At 39.6% G+C, this 18,820-nt stretch carries 16 protein-coding genes; 12 read left to right on the top strand and 4 right to left on the bottom strand.

The window, feature by feature from the left end; all coding sequences use genetic code 11:
- The first annotated feature begins 262 nt into the window (after nt 1-262).
- The 3 genes from MKZ26_RS04910 (at nt 263) to MKZ26_RS04900 (ending at nt 2,406) form a co-directional block, all read left to right on the top strand.
- The gene (locus tag MKZ26_RS04910) at nt 263-733 is read left to right on the top strand and encodes a GNAT family N-acetyltransferase (protein WP_340764807.1); all 471 of its coding nucleotides are present in this window, start codon (nt 263-265) and stop codon (nt 731-733) included.
- Nucleotides 734-837: 104 nt separating this feature from the next.
- The gene (locus MKZ26_RS04905) at nt 838-1,302 is read left to right on the top strand and encodes a GNAT family N-acetyltransferase (protein ID WP_340764806.1); all 465 of its coding nucleotides are present in this window, start codon (nt 838-840) and stop codon (nt 1,300-1,302) included.
- A 399-nt stretch (nt 1,303-1,701) separates the two neighbouring features.
- Nucleotides 1,702-2,406: a VOC family protein gene (locus tag MKZ26_RS04900; protein ID WP_340764803.1), complete on the top strand. Its 705-nt coding sequence runs from the start codon at nt 1,702-1,704 to the stop codon at nt 2,404-2,406.
- 170 nt (nt 2,407-2,576) lie between these two features.
- Here the strand turns inward: MKZ26_RS04900 and MKZ26_RS04895 are convergent, their stop codons facing one another.
- A complete protein-coding gene (locus MKZ26_RS04895) occupies nt 2,577-3,116 on the bottom strand; it encodes a transcription repressor NadR (protein ID WP_340764801.1) in 540 nt (179 codons plus the stop codon).
- Between the two features lie 536 nt (nt 3,117-3,652).
- Between MKZ26_RS04895 and MKZ26_RS04890 the strand changes: the two genes are divergently transcribed.
- The 8 genes from MKZ26_RS04890 (at nt 3,653) to MKZ26_RS04855 (ending at nt 14,337) form a co-directional block, all read left to right on the top strand.
- Nucleotides 3,653-4,507 (top strand): MurR/RpiR family transcriptional regulator, encoded by an 855-nt coding sequence (locus tag MKZ26_RS04890; protein WP_340764799.1) that lies wholly within the window; start codon nt 3,653-3,655, stop codon nt 4,505-4,507.
- A gap of 2 nt (nt 4,508-4,509) precedes the next feature.
- The gene (locus MKZ26_RS04885) at nt 4,510-5,646 is read left to right on the top strand and encodes a M20 peptidase aminoacylase family protein (protein ID WP_340764797.1); all 1,137 of its coding nucleotides are present in this window, start codon (nt 4,510-4,512) and stop codon (nt 5,644-5,646) included.
- Nucleotides 5,647-5,651: 5 nt separating this feature from the next.
- Entirely contained in the window at nt 5,652-6,494 is an 843-nt protein-coding gene (locus MKZ26_RS04880; protein WP_340764795.1) for a GNAT family N-acetyltransferase, read from the top strand.
- Nucleotides 6,491-7,603 carry an o-succinylbenzoate synthase gene (menC, locus tag MKZ26_RS04875; RefSeq protein ID WP_340764792.1) on the top strand — a complete coding sequence of 371 codons (1,113 nt, stop codon included), beginning with the start codon at nt 6,491-6,493 and terminating at the stop codon, nt 7,601-7,603. The genes MKZ26_RS04880 and menC overlap by 4 nt, the downstream gene beginning before the upstream one ends.
- A gap of 137 nt (nt 7,604-7,740) precedes the next feature.
- Nucleotides 7,741-8,811, top strand: a complete 1,071-nt coding sequence (locus MKZ26_RS04870) for a YkvI family membrane protein (protein WP_340764790.1) — start codon at nt 7,741-7,743, stop codon at nt 8,809-8,811.
- Between the two features lie 499 nt (nt 8,812-9,310).
- Entirely contained in the window at nt 9,311-11,350 is a 2,040-nt protein-coding gene (locus tag MKZ26_RS04865) for a bifunctional diguanylate cyclase/phosphodiesterase (protein WP_340764788.1), read from the top strand.
- Between the two features lie 622 nt (nt 11,351-11,972).
- Nucleotides 11,973-13,073, top strand: a complete 1,101-nt coding sequence (proB, locus tag MKZ26_RS04860; RefSeq protein ID WP_340764786.1) for a glutamate 5-kinase — start codon at nt 11,973-11,975, stop codon at nt 13,071-13,073.
- 16 nt (nt 13,074-13,089) lie between these two features.
- Nucleotides 13,090-14,337 carry a glutamate-5-semialdehyde dehydrogenase gene (locus tag MKZ26_RS04855; RefSeq protein WP_340764783.1) on the top strand — a complete coding sequence of 416 codons (1,248 nt, stop codon included), beginning with the start codon at nt 13,090-13,092 and terminating at the stop codon, nt 14,335-14,337.
- 143 nt (nt 14,338-14,480) lie between these two features.
- Here the strand turns inward: MKZ26_RS04855 and MKZ26_RS04850 are convergent, their stop codons facing one another.
- Nucleotides 14,481-15,413, bottom strand: a complete 933-nt coding sequence (locus MKZ26_RS04850; protein WP_340764781.1) for an LCP family glycopolymer transferase — start codon at nt 15,411-15,413, stop codon at nt 14,481-14,483.
- Between the two features lie 307 nt (nt 15,414-15,720).
- Between MKZ26_RS04850 and MKZ26_RS04845 the strand changes: the two genes are divergently transcribed.
- Nucleotides 15,721-17,229: an MDR family MFS transporter gene (locus MKZ26_RS04845; protein WP_340764779.1), complete on the top strand. Its 1,509-nt coding sequence runs from the start codon at nt 15,721-15,723 to the stop codon at nt 17,227-17,229.
- A 77-nt stretch (nt 17,230-17,306) separates the two neighbouring features.
- Here MKZ26_RS04845 and MKZ26_RS04840 read toward each other — a convergent pair whose 3' ends face one another.
- On the bottom strand, nt 17,307-17,570 hold the full coding sequence (locus tag MKZ26_RS04840; RefSeq protein ID WP_340764777.1) for a DUF3006 domain-containing protein: 264 nt from the start codon (nt 17,568-17,570) through the stop codon (nt 17,307-17,309).
- Between the two features lie 2 nt (nt 17,571-17,572).
- Nucleotides 17,573-18,820 (bottom strand): MBL fold metallo-hydrolase, encoded by a 1,248-nt coding sequence (locus MKZ26_RS04835; RefSeq protein WP_340764775.1) that lies wholly within the window; start codon nt 18,818-18,820, stop codon nt 17,573-17,575.

Below are 18,820 nucleotides of genomic sequence, written 5' to 3'. Positions count from 1 at the left end.
TTCATTTGATTTTCGGATTATTATTACTTTGGATTAGTCTGCCCGCGGCTCTAATTTACTTTATGATAGATAGGTATTTAAGCAAGCGAAAAACTCTGTATAAATGGAGCGAAACTTATATAAGCTTAATGATTCCAGTTGGATTATTTCTATTGATAATATTGATTTTAGTAGTAGGAGATTTCACTGTGAACTGGAAGGACTATATTGTCTTTTGATTCACTATAACAATGATTTTATTAGTAGAAATGGGGTACCAGTTATGGAAGTTACGTTAGAAAAAGCAAACGAATTTGATGCGCAATCTCTTTTTGATATACAAGTAAATGCATTTTTACCATTACTTGAAGTTTATAAGGATTACAATACTAATCCTGCGAATGAAACGATCGAGCGAATGATAACAAGGATAAACAACACGTCAGGAGGAGTTTATAAAATAAAATCGGATACTATTCTTGTTGGCGCTATTAGTGTCTCGTGGAAGGAGAAAACTGAATTTTGGATCAGCCCAATGTTTATACAACCGACATATCAGGGGCTAGGAATTGCCCAAAAAGCAATAACACAAATAGAGGAACTTTTTCCTCAAGCCGTTAGTTGGGAGTTGGCTACTATAGCGGAAGAAAAACGTAATTGTTATTTATATGAAAAGATGGGCTTTATAAAAACAGGAGAAACCAAGAAGATAAATGACAGCACGACACTTATTTATTATAAAAAAGGTTTATGACTCTTATAAATTATTCTTGACCAACAGAAAGTGATTGAAGGGATGGAACACAGATTGCTAGAAAACTAGCACGTTTCGTGTGGAAGTCTTAGAGGAGGATAATTGTGGGATATAAGTTTGAAATTATGACACAAGAACAAGCGGAAGAGATTGCATATAATTGGCACTATAATGCGGAATATTCTTTTTACGATATGGTAGCAGATAAAGAAGATTTAGTTGAGTTCTTAGAAGCTCAAAAACGGGGTGACTCAAACTTCTTTGTTACTAAAGACAAGGAAGCTATAGGCTTCTATACTTTTAATGAAGTAGCTAACAACACCATTGATATAGGGTTAGGCATGAGACCAGATTTAACTGGTAATGGCAACGGTTTGGGATTTGTCCAAGCAGGTTTGGATTTTGCTAAATCAAAATACAGACCAGAAAAAATAACATTATCAGTAGCAACTTTCAATCAAAGAGCTATAAAAATATATAGTGAAATCGGGTTTGATGAAGTTGATACATTTATACAGGAAACAAATGGAAGTAGATTTGAATTTATGAGAATGCTTTATCGATGCTAATACAGCTTCATTATCTTTAATAGCTGGGATAACTTTTTATGTATGGCACTACCTTTATGACGGAAACAGAAGAAAGAATCTTTTATTACTTAATGTTACTTAGTGGTTTTATAATGCGGAGGTATTTACATTGAAAAATGGTCGTAATAGCGGTTTAATTTATTGGAGATTGAATTATAGAAAAAAGTTTATTAGGACTTTATGGATGATTCCACCTAGTATTATTCTGATTATAATGCTACTTATTTCTGAGATCTCTGATTCACTAAAAATAGTATTAACTTTGGCATTAATAGTTACTTTGCCTATTCAATTATTTTACACGCATTATAAGTGGAAAAGTGACATAGAATTTAAAAAATGAACTATTAAATTTTCTTGATGAGGAGAATATTGTTTATGGAAATAAAAATACTGACATTACAAACAGGTAAATTAGAAAAAATGAAAGAATTTTATACGCAATATTTAGGTTTTCCTCTTTGTGGTGAAAGTTCAAAAAGTTTTCAAATTCAAGTAGGAACAAGCATTTTAGAATTCACGAATGAAAATGTAGTAGGGGAACCATATTATCATTTTGCATTTAATATTCCACCCAATCAATTTCAAGAAGCGAAGAAATGGTTAAAAGGAAAAACAACGCTTTTATTAGAAGACGGAGAAGACGAGGCTGATTTTTCATTTTGGCCTGCACATGCTTGCTATTTTGAAGATCCAGCAGGAAATATAGTAGAACTCATAGCTCGATACTATGTAAATCCAAATAGTGAATCGACATTTGCAGTAAATAACATTTTGAATATCAGTGAAATTGGTTTAATTGTAAAAGATTCACCAAGGGTTGGCGAGCAATTCAAAGAAATAAATATTTTTGATAGTGATAATGATCCAATTACTACTTCTTCTTTAAACTTTATGCAAGAAAATAAAAATGGTGTTTTTATTATTTTAGCTAGCATAGGTAGAAGATGGCTCTTCTCGGAAAAGAAATCTGAAATTTTTCCAATGAAAATAACACTTGATAAACAATATTGCGTAGGTGTAGATGAAGAACATGAATTTTTCATTAAAACTATTTTGGAATGTAGTCATATAGGGACTTAGAATTTGTTGATGATAGTGAATCAAAAGAATACCCTATTCAATTTTGAGGAGATGGATGGCAATTACTTTTTGGTAAACTTGAAAAGGTCGATTTCTCGTATGGGAAATCGACCTTTTCAAGTTTGTATGCTATTTGCACCGATTGAAAATATAACTCCCGATTTATTTTTTCATTCGACGAGAATATCAGCTTTTCTAAGTGCTTCTTCCGCTTTTCTGATATATTCTTCGTCGTCCGCCAATACCGTATGAAGGTGAATACCACCCTCAGTTAGCTTTGATAAATAAATAGCATCTGCCTCTTTGATTCGCTTGATGAATTCTTTTACTTCATTCCGATTGGAAACCATGATTGACGCACTAAGATCACCATAGACAGGATGCTCAATTTTGACGTCCTTTACTGTAACGCCGTTATCGACAAAAATGTTCAACTCCTCCATCGTTTGGTCCGGAGTATGTTTGCAAACAATCGTCTTTTCGATTCTCCTGGGTGCCGCTTGCACATGCATATAAATATAGCCCTGACTTGTTGCGACAATAGGTTCGTTTTTTGCTTTCAGCAATGTAATATCTCCAACAATCACCTGACGGCTGACATTTGTCATTTCTCCGAGTATTCTTCCTGTAATAGGTTTATCGGACGTCTGTAACGTATCGACGATTAATTGGCGACGTTCATCCCCAAGAATTTTTTCGTTTTCATTCATTATATAACCACCTCGCATAGCTATTTTACCATATTTAACGTATAACCCTAAATGAAAGCTATATATGTTGACCAAATGAATACGGCGTCTGCGCTTTACAAAGGCTTTTGGGAGGCCACTGAAAAAGTCCCAATACTTAGAACTAATTAGAATTCCCGCCAATACCGCTTCGACGCTTTGTGGATGCCTCCCGAGATAAGCCAGAAAGCAGACCGCTTGGGAGGGATTGAACTGCATCCCTCCTTAGTCTTATCGCTCCTTCGCTGAGCGTACTACAACCCCACATCCGGAATTACAACTCTCTCCTTATTGAGCGTCACAGCAGGTTCAATGGGATTCTTTAATTCAACATATATAGCAAGTAATTTTCGAGTAGTAATTGAAGAAGAGGCTAAAGGTTCGCAGGAAAGCATAAGTATCAGAAAATACATTGTATTCCGCGAACAAGTATGTTAAGGTAATGAAATAATTGATATGAAGTCAAAACTTCATTTAGGAAAATAATGACGGAAGAACTTCAAAAAGGAAGAGTGAAGATGAAATTAAAGGACCTGATTCACGAGTATTACGACCAATTGTCAAAAAGTCAGAAAAAAGTCGCGACTTATATAATCGATAACCCAAGAAATATTGCGATGTCTACGGCACAAGAAATTGGGAAGACAATCGGTGTCAGCGAAACGACAGTCATTCGCTTTTGCTATAGCCTGCATCTCTCTGGTTATGGCGAACTACAAAAGGTCATCCGTGAACAATTGCTATTTCAAGAGAGTAGCTTCACAACATATCAGAAATCTAAACTGGAACTTGAACAGGCACCGCATTTTTTCACAAAAGTGATGGAGCGGGATCGAATAGCGATTGGAGAGACGATGAAACAAATTAAAGAAGAAGACTACGAAAAGGCAATCGAGCAGCTCTCTCAAGCAGAAACCATTTATATTCTTGGACTGCGCTCTTCGTATACTGCAGCCAATTGGCTCTCATACACGCTTGGTTTAGTGAAAGGAAATGTCAGACTGTTACGACCAGAAACGGAGGATGTAATCCAAACGCTCAGTCAAATGAACGATAAGTCCGTTGTCATCGCCATTTCGTTTCATCGGTACTTGAAAGAAACAATTCAAATTGCGGAATTGGCACATAGACAACAAGCTTTCATTATCGGAATTACTGATTCAATGATAGCCCCGATTCATACATTCAGTGATTTGTTATTTCCAATTTATTCGCCTAACAAGTCGACGCTCGATGCAACGGCTTCTCTATTTTCATTCATGAATGCGATTATTGCAGGATTGTCCGTGAAGGAGAAGGACAGTTTCGAAAAAAGACGTGAAACGTATCAATCGATACCAAGCGATTTCTTATTTGTTGAAGGAGTTGATTGAAAATGAAAGCAGTGTTACAAGAAATGAAGCCGATTGTTGATAAGGTTTTTAACCATTTACACTCACATCCTGAAATTAGTTGGCAGGAATTTGAGACGACAAATTATTTACAACAATTGTTAGAGAGTGAAGGATTTCAAGTTACGACATTCGAAGATTCAACGGGACTTGTAGTAACACTTGGGTCTGGTGATCCTTGTATTGGACTTCGAACAGATATCGATGCACTCTGGCAGGAAGTGGATGGGGTCTTTCAAGCGAACCACTCATGCGGACATGATGCGCATATGACGATTGCAATTGGCGCTTTACTCGTTTTGAAAAAGCTTAGGTATCCGAAAACTGGACGACTAAAAGTGATTTTTCAACCAGCTGAGGAAAAAGGGACGGGCGCATTATCATTTGTGGAAAAAGGGATCGTTGACGATATCGACTATTTGTATGGTGTCCATCTCCGTCCGATTCAAGAAATCGGTCATGGCTACGCATCCCCAGCCATTATGCATGGTGCTGCAAAAATGATTAAAGGAACAATCGTGGGGACGGATGCGCATGGAGCAAGACCGCATCTTGGACAAAATGCCATAGAAGTGATGGCACTTCTCGTACAGGCAATCCACTCCATCCACGTTGACCCAATGGTCCCGCATTCTGCAAAAATGACGATGTTCCAAGCGGGTGGAGGGTCAGCCAACATCATTCCCGGAAGTGCAGTATTTAGTTTGGATTTACGCGCCCAAACAAACGTGGTTATGGACAAACTGATGAATTTAGTTGATAAAGCGATTAGTTCGGTTGCAGAACTGTCTGATGTTATCATTAATTATGAAATAATCGCGGAAATTGCAGCTGCCCAAGTCGATGACACTGCTGTCGAAATGATGGCACAAGCGATAAGGGAAACAGTTGGGGAACAATTTTTGGTGCCGCCTATTGTCACACCAGGCGGAGAAGACTTCCATTACTACACATTAAAAAGACCTTCTGTTAAAGCGACAATGCTCGGTCTTGGCTGCGACTTATCGCCTGGCCTTCATCATCCCAACATGACATTCAATCATGATAGTATACTGACCGGAATTGAAATACTCGTTCGAACGGTCATCCATTCATTCGAGCAGTTAGAGAGAAGGAAGTGAACCAAATGGACGTCAACCTATCCATTCGCAAACTAGAAACCAATGAAGACATGCGCCTGGTCCAATCGCTTGAACGAGCAATCTGGGGCCTTGAACCGTTACCGACTCATCAAACCTATACAGCAGCGAAAAATGGCGGGTTATTGTTAGGCGCTTTCTTAGGTGATGAAATCGTTGGCTTTTCATATGGTTTTCCGGGTTTCACCAATGGTAAGCCGTATTTATGTTCACATATGCTTGGCATTCTTCCGAACTATCAACTGATGGGAATCGGAAAGTTGCTAAAGGATGAACAGCGTAAAATTGCCAAGGAAATGGGATACAATTTGATTACTTGGACATTCGATCCATTGGAAAGTCGCAATGCATATTTAAATGTGTCGAAACTGTACGCAATTTGCGATACTTATTTAGTGAATTGTTACGGTGAAATGGAAGATGGTTTGAACAAAGGATTACCATCAGACCGTCTTCAAGTCGAATGGTGGGTTTCGAGCGAAAGGGTCGAGGACAAGTGGACACCGCAAGTTTCCGACTATGATCGACCATTTAAAGTTGAGAAATCCCATAAAGGAAATCCAACGCTAGTTGTGGATTCGGAAAATGTCCTGTTAAACAGTGTTGGTGTTGAAGTTCCTGTACCAGAACAATTTCAGTCGATCAAAAAGAATGAACCTGAACTAGCGCTCGACTGGCGAATGAAAATCAGGACCGTTTTTCAAACGTTATTTGGTTCTGGCTATGCGCTAGTAGGAGTGAATAGGTCTGAAGAAGGCGTTCATTATTATCAATTTGTAAAAAGAAACACAATTCCACTGACAATAAAAAATGGAGGAGAATCCGAATGATTATAAAAGAAATCAACATCCGAAAAATGAAAATGAGAATGAAGCACCCGTTCACAACTAGTTTTGGTACGTTCCAAGATAAAGATTTTCTGTTACTTGAAGTGAAAGATGAGCTGGGTAATACGGGATGGGGGGAGTCAGTGGCATTTCACTCGCCTTGGTACAGCGAAGAAACACTTGAAACGAATTTACATATGATCCGTGATTTTCTGATACCTATCGTATTAGGAAGGGAAATCGGACATCCTGACGAAGTAAGTGAATTGTTCGCTGCAATCCGTAAAAATAATATGGCGAAATCCACTTTGGAAGGCGCAATTTGGGATCTTTATGCTAAGCGTAACAAATTGACATTGGCGAAGGCTCTTGGTGGCGAACGCGATAAAATTGAAGTAGGTATCAGTATCGGGATCCATGAAAATATTGCTAATCTAGTCGAAACGGTACGTGGTTTTGTGGAAGAAGGTTACAAGCGTATTAAAGTCAAAATCAAACCGGGCTATGACATTGATGTAATCCGCGAGTTGCGCAAGAATTTCCCAGATGTGCCACTTATGGCAGATGCCAACTCGGCTTATACATTGGACGACATTGAACTTCTCAAACAGCTGGATGAATTTAACTTGACGATGATTGAACAGCCGCTCGCTTCAGACGATATTATCGACCATGCGAAATTACAAAAACAATTGAAAACACCAATCTGTTTGGATGAAAGCATTCACTCCCTTGAAGATACACGAAAAGCGATTGAACTTGGTAGTACGCAAATCATTAACATTAAAATCGGTCGTGTTGGAGGTCTTACTGAAGCGAAGAAAATTCATGATTATTGCATGGAACGTCAAATACCTGTTTGGTGCGGCGGAATGTTGGAGTCAGGAATCGGTCGTGCGCATAATGTAGCGCTCACAACACTTCCAAACTTCATATTACCAGGGGACACTGCTGGATCCTCACGTTACTGGGAGGAAGACGTTATTACTCCAGAAGTTGTAGTGGAGGACGGCTATATTACTGTTCCAACCGCATATGGAATAGGTTACGAACCAAACTTGAAAGCTATGAATAAATTCACGGTAGAAGAGTTACACTTCAAAGCTGAATGATGTGTGATGAGAGAGGCTGAATAGGTGTAGGGAAGGATGACTTAAATCGTCCTTTCTGACTAGAAAAATCAGAAAATAAAATCTATTATAGTAGTTTGACTATAAAGAGACACTGCGGCTAAAACGGGGGATGAGTTATGAGAAAAAGTTTTCAAATCGCTGGAGCTTTTATCGGAGTGATTGTTGGAGCAGGATTTGCATCAGGTCAGGAAATTTTACAGTTTTTCACTAGTTTTGGACCAATTAGTATCGTTGGAACACTTGTAGCAACTGTCTTATTTGCATTTTTAGGGATGAACTTGACACAATTGGGAAGTCGTTTGCAAACTAAGTCTCATCAACGTGTAATCTATCATATATGTGGTCGTTATTTAGGGGTACTTGTTGATATTATTATTACATTTTTCCTTTTCGGCGTAACTGTAGTCATGTTCTCAGGGGCTGGAGCAATTTTTGAACAGCAATTTGGCATTCCTAGTTTCATTGGAAGTATTTTGATGGCGATTGTAACCATATTGACGGTAACGTTAAGTGTTCAAAAAGTGATTTCACTCATCGGAGCATTTACTCCATTTTTACTATTGATAGTGATCGTAATTACAGTTTACTCATTAATAAACTTTGACTTTGCTACTGCTGATCTGTCAGCCGCTGTTGTCACTCAAAATAGAGGTGCATCCCATTGGCTACTGGGCGCAATTTTATATGTCTCTTATAATTTGGCAGCTGGAGCCGCGATGCTCACGGTTATGGGCGGCACTGTAAAGGATGAGAAAGTTGCGGCGTGGGGTGGAATCATCGGTGGTCTTGGATTGGGCCTACTCATCCTGCTTATCAATGTCTCAATGCTGACTCAGTTAAAAGCGATTGCAAGTGTACCGATGCCAATGCTGTTTTTGGCAAATAATATTAGCCCTATAATGGGGGCAATTATGTCCATTATCTTATTGGGGATGATTTACAATACAGCGGTTGGAATGTTATACGCATTTTCAGCTCGTATCGTTAAAATTGAAACAGTGCGTTTTAAAGGTGCCGTTACAATTTTTGGTGTAGCTGCGTTCGGCGCGAGTTTTATTGGATTCATCACACTTGTTGGTACTGTCTATCCAGTGATGGGTTACCTAGGTTTCACATTAATTGCTGCAATTATCTTCACATGGGCAAGGAAAAAAGGAACAGTTGGTAAAATAGATTCTTCGAATTAATCAATGCTTGACAAATCAAATCAGTATTATTTGGTTATTTGAAACTATCGGTAATTGATTGGTGAAGAAGGAGTAATATGTGGCAATAAGGTGTGAAAGAGAATGGGATTTATCAGCTAGCGAATCCCAACATCACAAACTCCTGCATTTGCCTTCGTAATCTTATGCAAAAACAAAGAGGGAATTATCGCCGCGAAAGCTAAGCCTTTTCGTCCTTAATACCAGGACGATTGGGCTTTTACTGGGTATAGGAAGAAGAGAAGGTGGGTTTGCTACTTTTTACAACAATAACAAAATAGTAATATCATAAGATTGCAGAATGGTTATTGTTAACGGATTGAACATGTGTTGATTAACCAACGTTAACCTGAAGATAGGAACTTTTTTCGAAATGCTGTGAAATAATCTTGAAGGTAGAATGGAACAGGTTGACACATGATTATATAGAACTATAATTAGTAGAGATTTATATTATAATAGTTGTAAAGGAGAACCGATTTTGTTTACTCATCCTTCCATGGAATCATATAGTGTAGTTGTTGGTGAATACTCTTTTTCAATCATTCTTTTGTCCGTTATCATTGCGAGCTTTGCTTCCTATACCGCGATATCCATGAATGAGCGAATGCAAGAGAATAGCTTTTTTCATCGAAATTTGTGGCTCATATTAGCATCGGTTGCTTTGGGGTTCGGGATATGGTCCATGCATTTTATTGGAATGGGTGCCTATTTATTACCCATTTCGATGACTTACAAACCTGAGCTTACATTTTTGTCGATTATTCCAGCAATTGCAAGTTCATTTTTAGTCTTTACTTTAGTCAACCGCACGCGAAAAACGATTGGATTAAGTTTGATTTCGGGTGTCGCGATGGGAATTGGTATCTCTGTCATGCATTATATTGGGATGGCTTCTATGGAATCAGATGCTATCTATACATATGATCGCACAATTTTTACTGCATCTGTGGCGATTGCAATTAGTATTTCTTTTATCGCAATCTACATTTTTTCTTCTCTTCAGCATCTTTTGAAAAATAAACTCCTGAAAACAGTTACTTCGCTCGTTATGGGGTTAGCAATTTCTAGCATGCATTATACCGGACTCATGGGGACTACTTACTATATTCATCGTGACAAGATTGATAGTCTGCATGAGATTCATCAAATGGATATGAACTATCTTACCATTTCAGTTTCAATTGGTTTGGGTCTGTTGCTGCTATTATTACTATTATCGAGTTTTATTGATCGGTATATTGATTACCGCGTAAACTATTTCGAGTCCTTAACGAGAATCCCAAACAGGCGGAGCTTTGAGAAAATGTTGAACAGTCCCTCTTATGATGGAAGTCTTGCAATGTGGTATATCCCCGACATTGAAAAAATCAATGTTGAACAAGGGTATATTTTCGGAGATAAAGTTATTCAGTATTTGGGATGTTTTTTCTCTCAGTGGTCATCATCCTCTATGAAACTTTACCAGCTTCAGGGCAAGCGTTTTGTCTTTCTTCTTCAGGGGGTGGACGGAATCGTTGAGTTTGAACGCACCATGAATAAGGTAGCAGAGCAACTTAAAGCACTGACTGAGATCGATGGCAAATTAATTAAGATTGAAGCGGTCTGCGCGATGTCAACTACGGAAGAACATCGGGATCCGAAGCGTTTGTATACAGAAGCGCTTACTGTGTTAGAGCATCCATCGACACGCTATGATTACCAGGTGATTCGTTTTGATAATGCAATCCATTCTCATTCATTCGAAGAAGAAATCCTAGAGAGTATAGAAGGTGCGATGCATGAAGGACAATTATTCATGGTTTATCAGCCGAAAGTAAGGGCTAGTACTAATGAATTGTCGGGGTTTGAAGCTTTGATTCGTTGGAAGCATCCGAAATACGGTATGCTATCTCCAGTAACTTTCATACCAATACTTGAACAAAGCACACGAATAGGAGACGTCACGAACTGGATAATCGAGCAAGTTTGCAAACAGATTGCAGAGTGGGGAAAAACGACTTTCCAAGTACACCCCGTTTCAATTAATATTCCTGGGGATTATGTTACATCACCAATCCTACTTAATGTATTAACGGAAATGGTGAAAAAGTATAAATTGGAACCGAATAATTTAGAATTAGAAATTACGGAAACGAGTGTAGTGAATTCGATTGAAGATGCGGTGAAAGCCCTCAATACGTTTCGAGAAAAAGGTTTTTCTGTAGCATTGGATGATTTCGGAACAGGAGTTTCATCTTTGTCTTATTTGAAACGATTGCCGATTTCGACATTGAAAATAGATAAGTCATTTATTGACGATGTACCACAATCTGAGAAAGATTCATCTATTCTGAAGGCAATTCTCGCAATCGGTCGCACGTTAAATTTAGATATTGTACTAGAAGGTGTAGAAACTGAAGAGCAAGTACAATTTCTTAGCCAAGAGTCGGAGTCGTTAATCTTCCAAGGCTATTATTTTGCTAAGCCTATGACTTCGACAGAACTTTTGAATTGGTTAGCGCAGCGCAAGCCGGTTTAATTTTAAGAAACTATGCTGAATGGTTTAAAAGATTAAATGTTATGGATAATTTATAGGGTGCTCTAAATAGTTGAAAAGCGTCCTAAGCTTGAACTAACGAAAAAATGTATAAGAAATTCGATCTATTTGCAATTCTACATGTTGTTCTCGTCACCGTCTTGCTCATAATAAAATGAACTTCAATGCCTGAAAAGGCACCGACATATGGGGAGTATTACTATTTGTTATTACTTTAGTGGGGCAGTGGCGATATTCATTGTCCGTTCATAATGACTGAAGTAAAAGTAGTTCACTCATACACGCTTGACAATTCAGTTAAGTGTTGTATGATTGTTTAAAATCTTCTAAAACTTGAACGGTGATGAAGGATTACTATGCGAAACCATGTTGTGAAAGAGAGCGGAATTTATCAGCTGGAAGATTCCGTCACGACAATCGCAGAACCTACCTTCGTAGTCTTATGTAAAACATAGGCGCCCCCCTCGGCGTTATGGGGATAAGTGGGATGTGTTCGCATGCATCCAATTATGGTGGTACCGCGGAAGCTAAGCCCTTTCGTCCTTAATATCAGGACGAATGGGCTTTTTTTGTTTTCCAACATAAGAAGGAATGGGGTATTGGAATGAAAAAACAACGGATTGTCGTGAAAATAGGAAGCAGTTCTTTAACAAATGTTAAAGGTGAAATCGATCAAACGAAATTCAACGATCATATCGATGCGCTTGCCGTACTACGTAAAGCAGGGCATGAAGTGATCCTTGTTTCTTCTGGTGCAGTCGCGGCTGGGTTTGCAAAGTTAGGCTATTCATCTCGGCCAATAACAATCAAAGGGAAACAGGCGGCTTCGGCGGTGGGCCAGGGTTTGTTAATGCAATCTTATATTGAAAAGTTTAGTGTTCATGGAATCATGCCAGCTCAGATTTTATTGACACGAATCGATTTTTCGAATCGTGAACGCTATAGGAATGCATTTGCGACTATGACGGAACTGTTGGAACGGGGAATCGTGCCCATTATTAATGAAAACGACACAGTCTCTGTTGAAGAACTGACTTTCGGTGACAATGATATGCTGTCAGCACTTGTCAGTGGCTTTCTCCATGCGGACCAGCTTATTATTTTAACGGATATTAATGGGCTTTATGAATTAAATCCACACAAATATCCATTAGCGAAACGACTTGATTATCTTGAACAGATAACAGATGACTTACTAAAAGGAGCTACCGATACGGGATCAAAAGTGGGAACAGGTGGCATGAAATCAAAACTACTAGCTGCAAAAACAGCAACATCACTAGGTGTTTCCGTTTTCATCGGAACGGGAGAAGGTTCGAATAAACTACTAACGATTTTACAAGGGGGAGGCGACGGCACCTATATTTCCAATCCAGTTATCGCTAAGATTAATACGAGCAGACAATGGATCGTGTTGCATTCCGAATCGACAGGTGAACTTCACGTTGACCAAGGGGCAGAAGTGGCTATTTTATATAACGGAAAAAGTTTATTACCTGCAGGTGTTGTTAAAGTAAGCGGGGATTTTCACAAAGGTGACGTTGTTGAAGTATTTGGCGTGAATGGGATTTTAGGTAAAGGAGAAGTAAGTTATTCTTCTGGTGAATTAAGAAACGCGATTGAAGACAGAAACAAGGAAAAAGAAGGTGAACTAGTTTCATCGGCTGTTGAAGTCATTCACCGGGACCGCTGGGCACAAATTTGAAATGGGGGGATTTAGCATGAGCGAAGTACGCTTAAAAGGGAAGGCTGCAAAAGAAGTAAGTTATTCGTTGGTGAACATCACAACCGACCAAAAGAACAAAGCACTGGCATTAATTGCCGAACAATTAGTGGCCGATCAAACGTCCATACTTGCTGAAAATCAGAAAGACTTGGACGATGGAAAAGCGAAAGGTTTTACTGACGCAATTCTTGACCGCATACTACTCACTGGAAAACGAATAGAAGACATGGCGAATGCCATCCATCTGTTAATCGAATTACAGGATCCGATTGGAGAGACAGTGGAAACCATTGAAAAAGACAATGGATTGCTTATTGAAGTGAAGCGGGTACCAATTGGCGTTATCGGCATGATTTACGAAGCGAGACCGAATGTCACTGTTGACGCGGCGACGCTTGCCCTTAAAACGGGGAACGCCGTCATTTTACGCGGAAGTTCTTCTGCGAAATATTCGAACTTGGCTCTTATAAAGTCAATTCATGCTGCTCTTGATAAAAGTGATATTCCCAAAATATCTATCCAATTAATTGAAGATACAAGCAGGGAGACGGCAAAAGAACTGTTCCGGCTCAATGAATACTTGGACGTTCTAATTCCAAGGGGGGGCAAAACACTTATTGAAACAGTAATTCGTGAAGCGACAGTTCCGGTCATTCAAACTGGGGCGGGTAATTGCCACATCTATATTGACGAATCAGCAGAGCTAGAAATGGCTACTAATATTGCATTGAATGCAAAGATTCAGCGCCCATCCGTTTGCAATGCCATTGAGACAATCTTAATCCATGACAAGTGGTTTACATTGTATGGAAAAGGACTTATCGAAAAATTGCAGGAGAACGATGTGGAGATATACGGAGATGAAACTGTTGTTCGAGAATGTGAAAAGGTGCGAGCTGCATCCGAATCAGATTGGTCAACGGAATATCTCGGGTTAACAGTTAGTGTCAAAATTATAACGAGTCTGGAGGAAGCAATTACTCATATTACCAAATACGGGACAAAGCATTCCGAAGCGATTATCACCAATGATGAAAAGCATGCTGCGATTTTCTTGAATTATGTCGATGCCGCCGCAGTCTATCATAATGCTTCGACTCGATTTACGGATGGTTTTGAATTTGGTTATGGCGCGGAGATTGGAATTAGCACACAGAAATTGCATGCACGGGGTCCGATGGGATTAAAGGCGTTGACAACGACAAAGTATGTCATCCGTGGAAATGGGCAAGTGCGGGTATAGAGAGAATTATTGGTGGATCCGAGGGTATGTTCGGAAATCACGGGTAAATCCGTGAAACAGTAGGTACACTCAAAAGCAGCAAGTGGAAACCCATAGCAAACAACATCAAAAAATCCGCGGAGTTTAACATTCCGCGGATTACTTTAATTCAATTCCAAATGTTGCTTCATGGTACCTGTAACTTCCTGTAATTCTGTTTCATCCATAATGTAATACCATATACCGCCGTTCATTCGCTTGCCTTCACCTTTTTCAAAATGAAGTTGCTCCACTTTACCAGCCGCGTCACGGTAATTCTTTTGGACGTCTACCATTTCATCGAACGTCATATTTGTTTTTACATTATCACCCAGGGCGTTGAAGACACTGCGGTATTTTAACAGACTCTTTATGGAGGTTCCTTCATGCAGTACTCCTTCAATTACCTGTTTCTGTCGATCTTGACGCCCGAAGTCGCCGTTAGGATCGCCTTTCCGCATCCGCACATAGGATAGTGCTTCTTTGCCGTCCAAGGTGATGTCACCAGTAGCGTAATGAATTGAATCCTGTGTAAATTCAAAAGGATTGTTAACACTGATACCGCCGACGGTATTTACAATTGTCTGGAAACCTTCCATATTGACTTCCATAACATAGTCAATGGGAATATCCAGTAGATTCTCGACCGAATCCAGTGACATCTGAATGCCACCGAATGCATACGCATGATTTAATTTATCTGTGGTCCCGTGGCCAATGATCTCTGTGTACGTATCCCTTGGAATACTAACCATTTTCGTCGTTTTTAACTTAGGATTAACGGCCATTACAATCATCGTATCCGAGCGGCCTTTATCACCTTCGCGTTCATCAACACCCAAGACAAGCACTGAAAACGGATCTTGGTTACCCAAAGTAATTCCTTCTGCTCGCTTCTCAGATAATTCGCGGTCAATCGGTTTATACATAGCTTTCAACGTTGACGTCAAGTCAAAATAGACATTCAATGCAAAACCGCCGATTATTAGGCTGATTACTGCAATGACCCATGGCCATTTTCTACGTTTCTTAATTTTCTTCATATCTGCTCGATTCATTATAGTTCCTCCAGTAGGTGTCATTCGAAAAAGTGTACCAGGATATAGACGCTCAACCATACGTCTAAGTTTCCATTAGATTAAAAAAGATCCAGCTAGATTAGTAAGGCTTCTAGTTTTTTACAGTTTAGAGCCTGGAATTTAATCGAATACAATTCGCATCAGTACTTAAATAAGTGTTGAAACAGCATTGTAATGTAGAAACTCTACTGCTATAATTCGTATACTTAGTTATGAAATGTTTGGTTATTTTTACAAGCAAAGCATTATAAAATTCACAACGGTGTTTAATGAAGGAGAGACTGCATTGGAAGATAAGACACGATTACGCCTCGTTTTGACGGGGATTTTATTGGGAATATTAATGGCTGCAATGGATAACACAATTGTAGCGACAGCGCTCGGTTCAATATTGGGAGATTTGGGCGGTGTGGACAGCTACATTTGGATTACGTCTGCTTATGCAGTAGCTGTACTTGCGGGTATGCCGATTTTCGGAAAGTTATCCGATATGTATGGACGAAAAAGGTTCTTTTTATTTGGTATCATTGTTTTCTTAGTTGGGTCTGCTCTTTGTGGGCTTGCACAAACGGTTCCGCAGCTTGCGGTATTCCGAGCGATCCAAGGAATTGGGGGAGGGGCATTATTACCAATTGCATTCACTATTGTCTTTGATGTATTTCCTCCTGAACAGCGTGGTAAAATGACAGGCCTTCTTGGTGCTGTATTTGGCGCATCAAGTGTTCTAGGTCCTTTGCTAGGAGCATGGATTACGGAATCAATAAGCTGGCACTGGGTATTTTACGTCAATATTCCAATCGGCGCGATTTCTTTATTCTTGATCATTCGCTATTATAAAGAAGCTGCACAACCGATCGAGCAGACAATCGACTGGCTAGGCGCAATTACACTTGTTACAGCTGTCGTCAGTCTGATGTTTGGGCTTGAGTTGGGTGGGAATAAGTTTGAGTGGTTTTCGTGGCAAAGTATTTCCCTTTTTAGTATATTTGTTGTCTTTTTTATTGTCTTCATATGGGCTGAAACGAGAGCAAAAGAACCAATCATTTCATTTTGGATGTTCAAGAACAGACTTTTTGCTTCATCCCAGGCGCTGGCATTCTTATATGGCGCTACATTTATTGGCCTGACAATTTTTATCCCTCTTTTTGTGCAGGCCGTATACGGTGGATCTGCCACAAATGCGGGCATTATTCTTATGCCGATGCTTCTTGGTTCGGTCGCTGGAAGTGCACTTGGAGGAATATTGCAGACGAAAACATCGTATCGCAACATCATGGTGATCTCGGTTATCGCTTATTCAATCGGTATGGTATTAATGAGTACGATAACACCTGATACATCACGAATCGCATTATCCCTATTTATGGTACTTGTTGGATTTGGCGTAGGGTTTTCATTTTCATTACTGCCCTCTGCATCGATGCATGAAATGGACTACCGCTATAGGGGATCGGCTAACTCAACGAACTCGTTTTTCCGTTCGTTAGGCCTTGCCCTCGGGATTACCATCTTCGGTGCGATTCAAACAAAATTGCTAACAAGTGAAATGAGCACTGGTTTTGCGAAACTTGGTGGAAGCGGGCAGGGCGGTCCGGAATCACTTGGAAATATCCAAACGGTATTTCAGCCAGAAGCTCGCGCCAACATCCCCCCAGATATATTGGACGTGATTGTAAATGCAATGTCTACATCAATTTCAGCCACATATCTCTGGTCACTTATACCAGTTGGAATTGCAGTTATTGCCGTTTTCTATATGGGTAATGAAAGACTAGATGTAACTAAAAAACAGTAAAACAGAAAAGCTGTCACATCCATTTTTTACAATGGGCGCGACAGCATTTCTTTGATTTATGACAGTTGCTACTACACTTAGTTTCGTTTGAAGCGACTGGATTTCTTGGATTTTAACCGTTGCATTCTGTCGTCTACTTCTTGTTCCATTTCAGCTGTTTTTCCTTCGTCCACTTGGAATGAAGTGATTTCATCTCCTTGGATTTCAACTAAAAACCATGTGCCAGCCTTGCTGTCAATTGGGAGCGTGTTTATGTCGACATGGAATTCTTTCTGCAATTTTTCAACTAAAAGAAGTGCTTTGTCATTGTCTGTGAATCGATCAAGATATGCTGAATACATAATTATCCTCCTGTGCACGCAATGCCTTGCGTGAGAATGTCGGTAATCCGGGCAGGTCCGATGCCTTTTATTTTACTAAGATCGTCAACTGATTGGTAAGGGCGGAGTTGGATTAAATCTTGTGAACGGGTGGGACCGATGTGGATAATTCGCTGTACCTCCACTTCACTTGCCGAGTTGATGTTAACACATGAGTCACTTGAAACTGGCTGTGTCTCATTTTTTGGTTCAGGTGTAGGTACAACTTCAGTTTCTACTTCAGGTGGTGTGTGCTTTATAGTCCCTTGGTTATTTGTATGGACGCTAAAAGTCTTACCATCTGTTTCAACAATAACTGTTCCGTGAATATCCGTTCCATAAACGAGAACACCGCTTTTTTCAAGCCGATTAATCGTTTCGATATGCGGATGTCCGTATTGATTGTCAACACTTGCCGAATAAATCGCTATATCTGGCTGAACGGCCTTTAGAAAACTATCGGTTGTTGATGTTTTCGAGCCATGGTGACCCACTTGTAAAATATCTGCCTTTAGGTTTGCACCACTACTAAGCATTTCACTTTCTGCTTCCTCTTCACCGTCACCAGTAAAGAGGAAGGAAATTTCTCCGTATTGCAAACGAATCGCAATCGAATTGTTATTTGTATCGCCTGACAGCGATTCCGGATGAAGTACTGCAACCTCTAGCGGCCCAATGTCGAATACATCGCCAACCTCCGGCTCATAGTAATCTACGTTATTGTCTTCAATTGCAGCAAGTGCACTCGTGAAAACTTGCGAATTCGTAGTTTCACCATTCATCCACACTTCTGATACATCAAATGTACGGATGATTTTATCCAGTTGCCCAATGTGATCTGCATGGGGATGCGTAATCGCGACAATATCGATGTTCGTTATGTTGTGGGCTTGAAGATAGGATACAACATCTGTGGAGCTCCAATCTCCGGTATCGATGAGTACTGCAAATGCTTCATCACCCTGGTTGTATTCAATCAATGTGGCGTCTGCCTGTCCGACATCTATGTAATGAACTTTCATCTTTGAGAGCGGTGGATTTTGCTGTTCAATGGAATCTGCATCTTCCACTTCAACAACTTTGTTCTGTTCTTCGTTTGCTTGTTCTTCTACTAATTCGGTATCCCCATTTACATTATCAGGTATAGGTGACTGTGTTGTACTTTGACCGCAACCTGCAAAAATAAGTAGGCCCGCGATTAAATAAAGACTGGTAAATATATTCTTAATCAT

Origin of the sequence: Sporosarcina sp. FSL K6-6792 (assembly GCF_038004885.1) — a bacterium.
GTDB lineage: Bacteria > Bacillota > Bacilli > Bacillales_A > Planococcaceae > Sporosarcina > Sporosarcina psychrophila.
Note: the sequence above shows the minus strand (reverse complement) of the source record. Positions and strands in the feature narration are given on the sequence as shown.

Excerpts from the sequence above, each read along its gene's own strand:
- MKZ26_RS04910 (WP_340764807.1), top strand. The coding sequence starts at position 263 with ATGGAAGTTACGTTAGAAAAAGCAAACGAATTTGATGCGCAATCTCTT.
- MKZ26_RS04900 (WP_340764803.1), top strand. The coding sequence starts at position 1,702 with ATGGAAATAAAAATACTGACATTACAAACAGGTAAATTAGAAAAAATG.
- MKZ26_RS04895 (WP_340764801.1), bottom strand. The coding sequence starts at position 3,116 with ATGAATGAAAACGAAAAAATTCTTGGGGATGAACGTCGCCAATTAATC.
- MKZ26_RS04890 (WP_340764799.1), top strand. The coding sequence starts at position 3,653 with ATGAAATTAAAGGACCTGATTCACGAGTATTACGACCAATTGTCAAAA.
- MKZ26_RS04885 (WP_340764797.1), top strand. The coding sequence starts at position 4,510 with ATGAAAGCAGTGTTACAAGAAATGAAGCCGATTGTTGATAAGGTTTTT.
- MKZ26_RS04880 (WP_340764795.1), top strand. The coding sequence starts at position 5,652 with ATGGACGTCAACCTATCCATTCGCAAACTAGAAACCAATGAAGACATG.
- menC (WP_340764792.1), top strand. The coding sequence starts at position 6,491 with ATGATTATAAAAGAAATCAACATCCGAAAAATGAAAATGAGAATGAAG.
- MKZ26_RS04870 (WP_340764790.1), top strand. The coding sequence starts at position 7,741 with ATGAGAAAAAGTTTTCAAATCGCTGGAGCTTTTATCGGAGTGATTGTT.
- proB (WP_340764786.1), top strand. The coding sequence starts at position 11,973 with ATGAAAAAACAACGGATTGTCGTGAAAATAGGAAGCAGTTCTTTAACA.
- MKZ26_RS04855 (WP_340764783.1), top strand. The coding sequence starts at position 13,090 with ATGAGCGAAGTACGCTTAAAAGGGAAGGCTGCAAAAGAAGTAAGTTAT.
- MKZ26_RS04850 (WP_340764781.1), bottom strand. The coding sequence starts at position 15,413 with ATGAATCGAGCAGATATGAAGAAAATTAAGAAACGTAGAAAATGGCCA.
- MKZ26_RS04840 (WP_340764777.1), bottom strand. The coding sequence starts at position 17,570 with ATGTATTCAGCATATCTTGATCGATTCACAGACAATGACAAAGCACTT.
- MKZ26_RS04835 (WP_340764775.1), bottom strand. The coding sequence starts at position 18,820 with ATGATTAAGAATATATTTACCAGTCTTTATTTAATCGCGGGCCTACTT.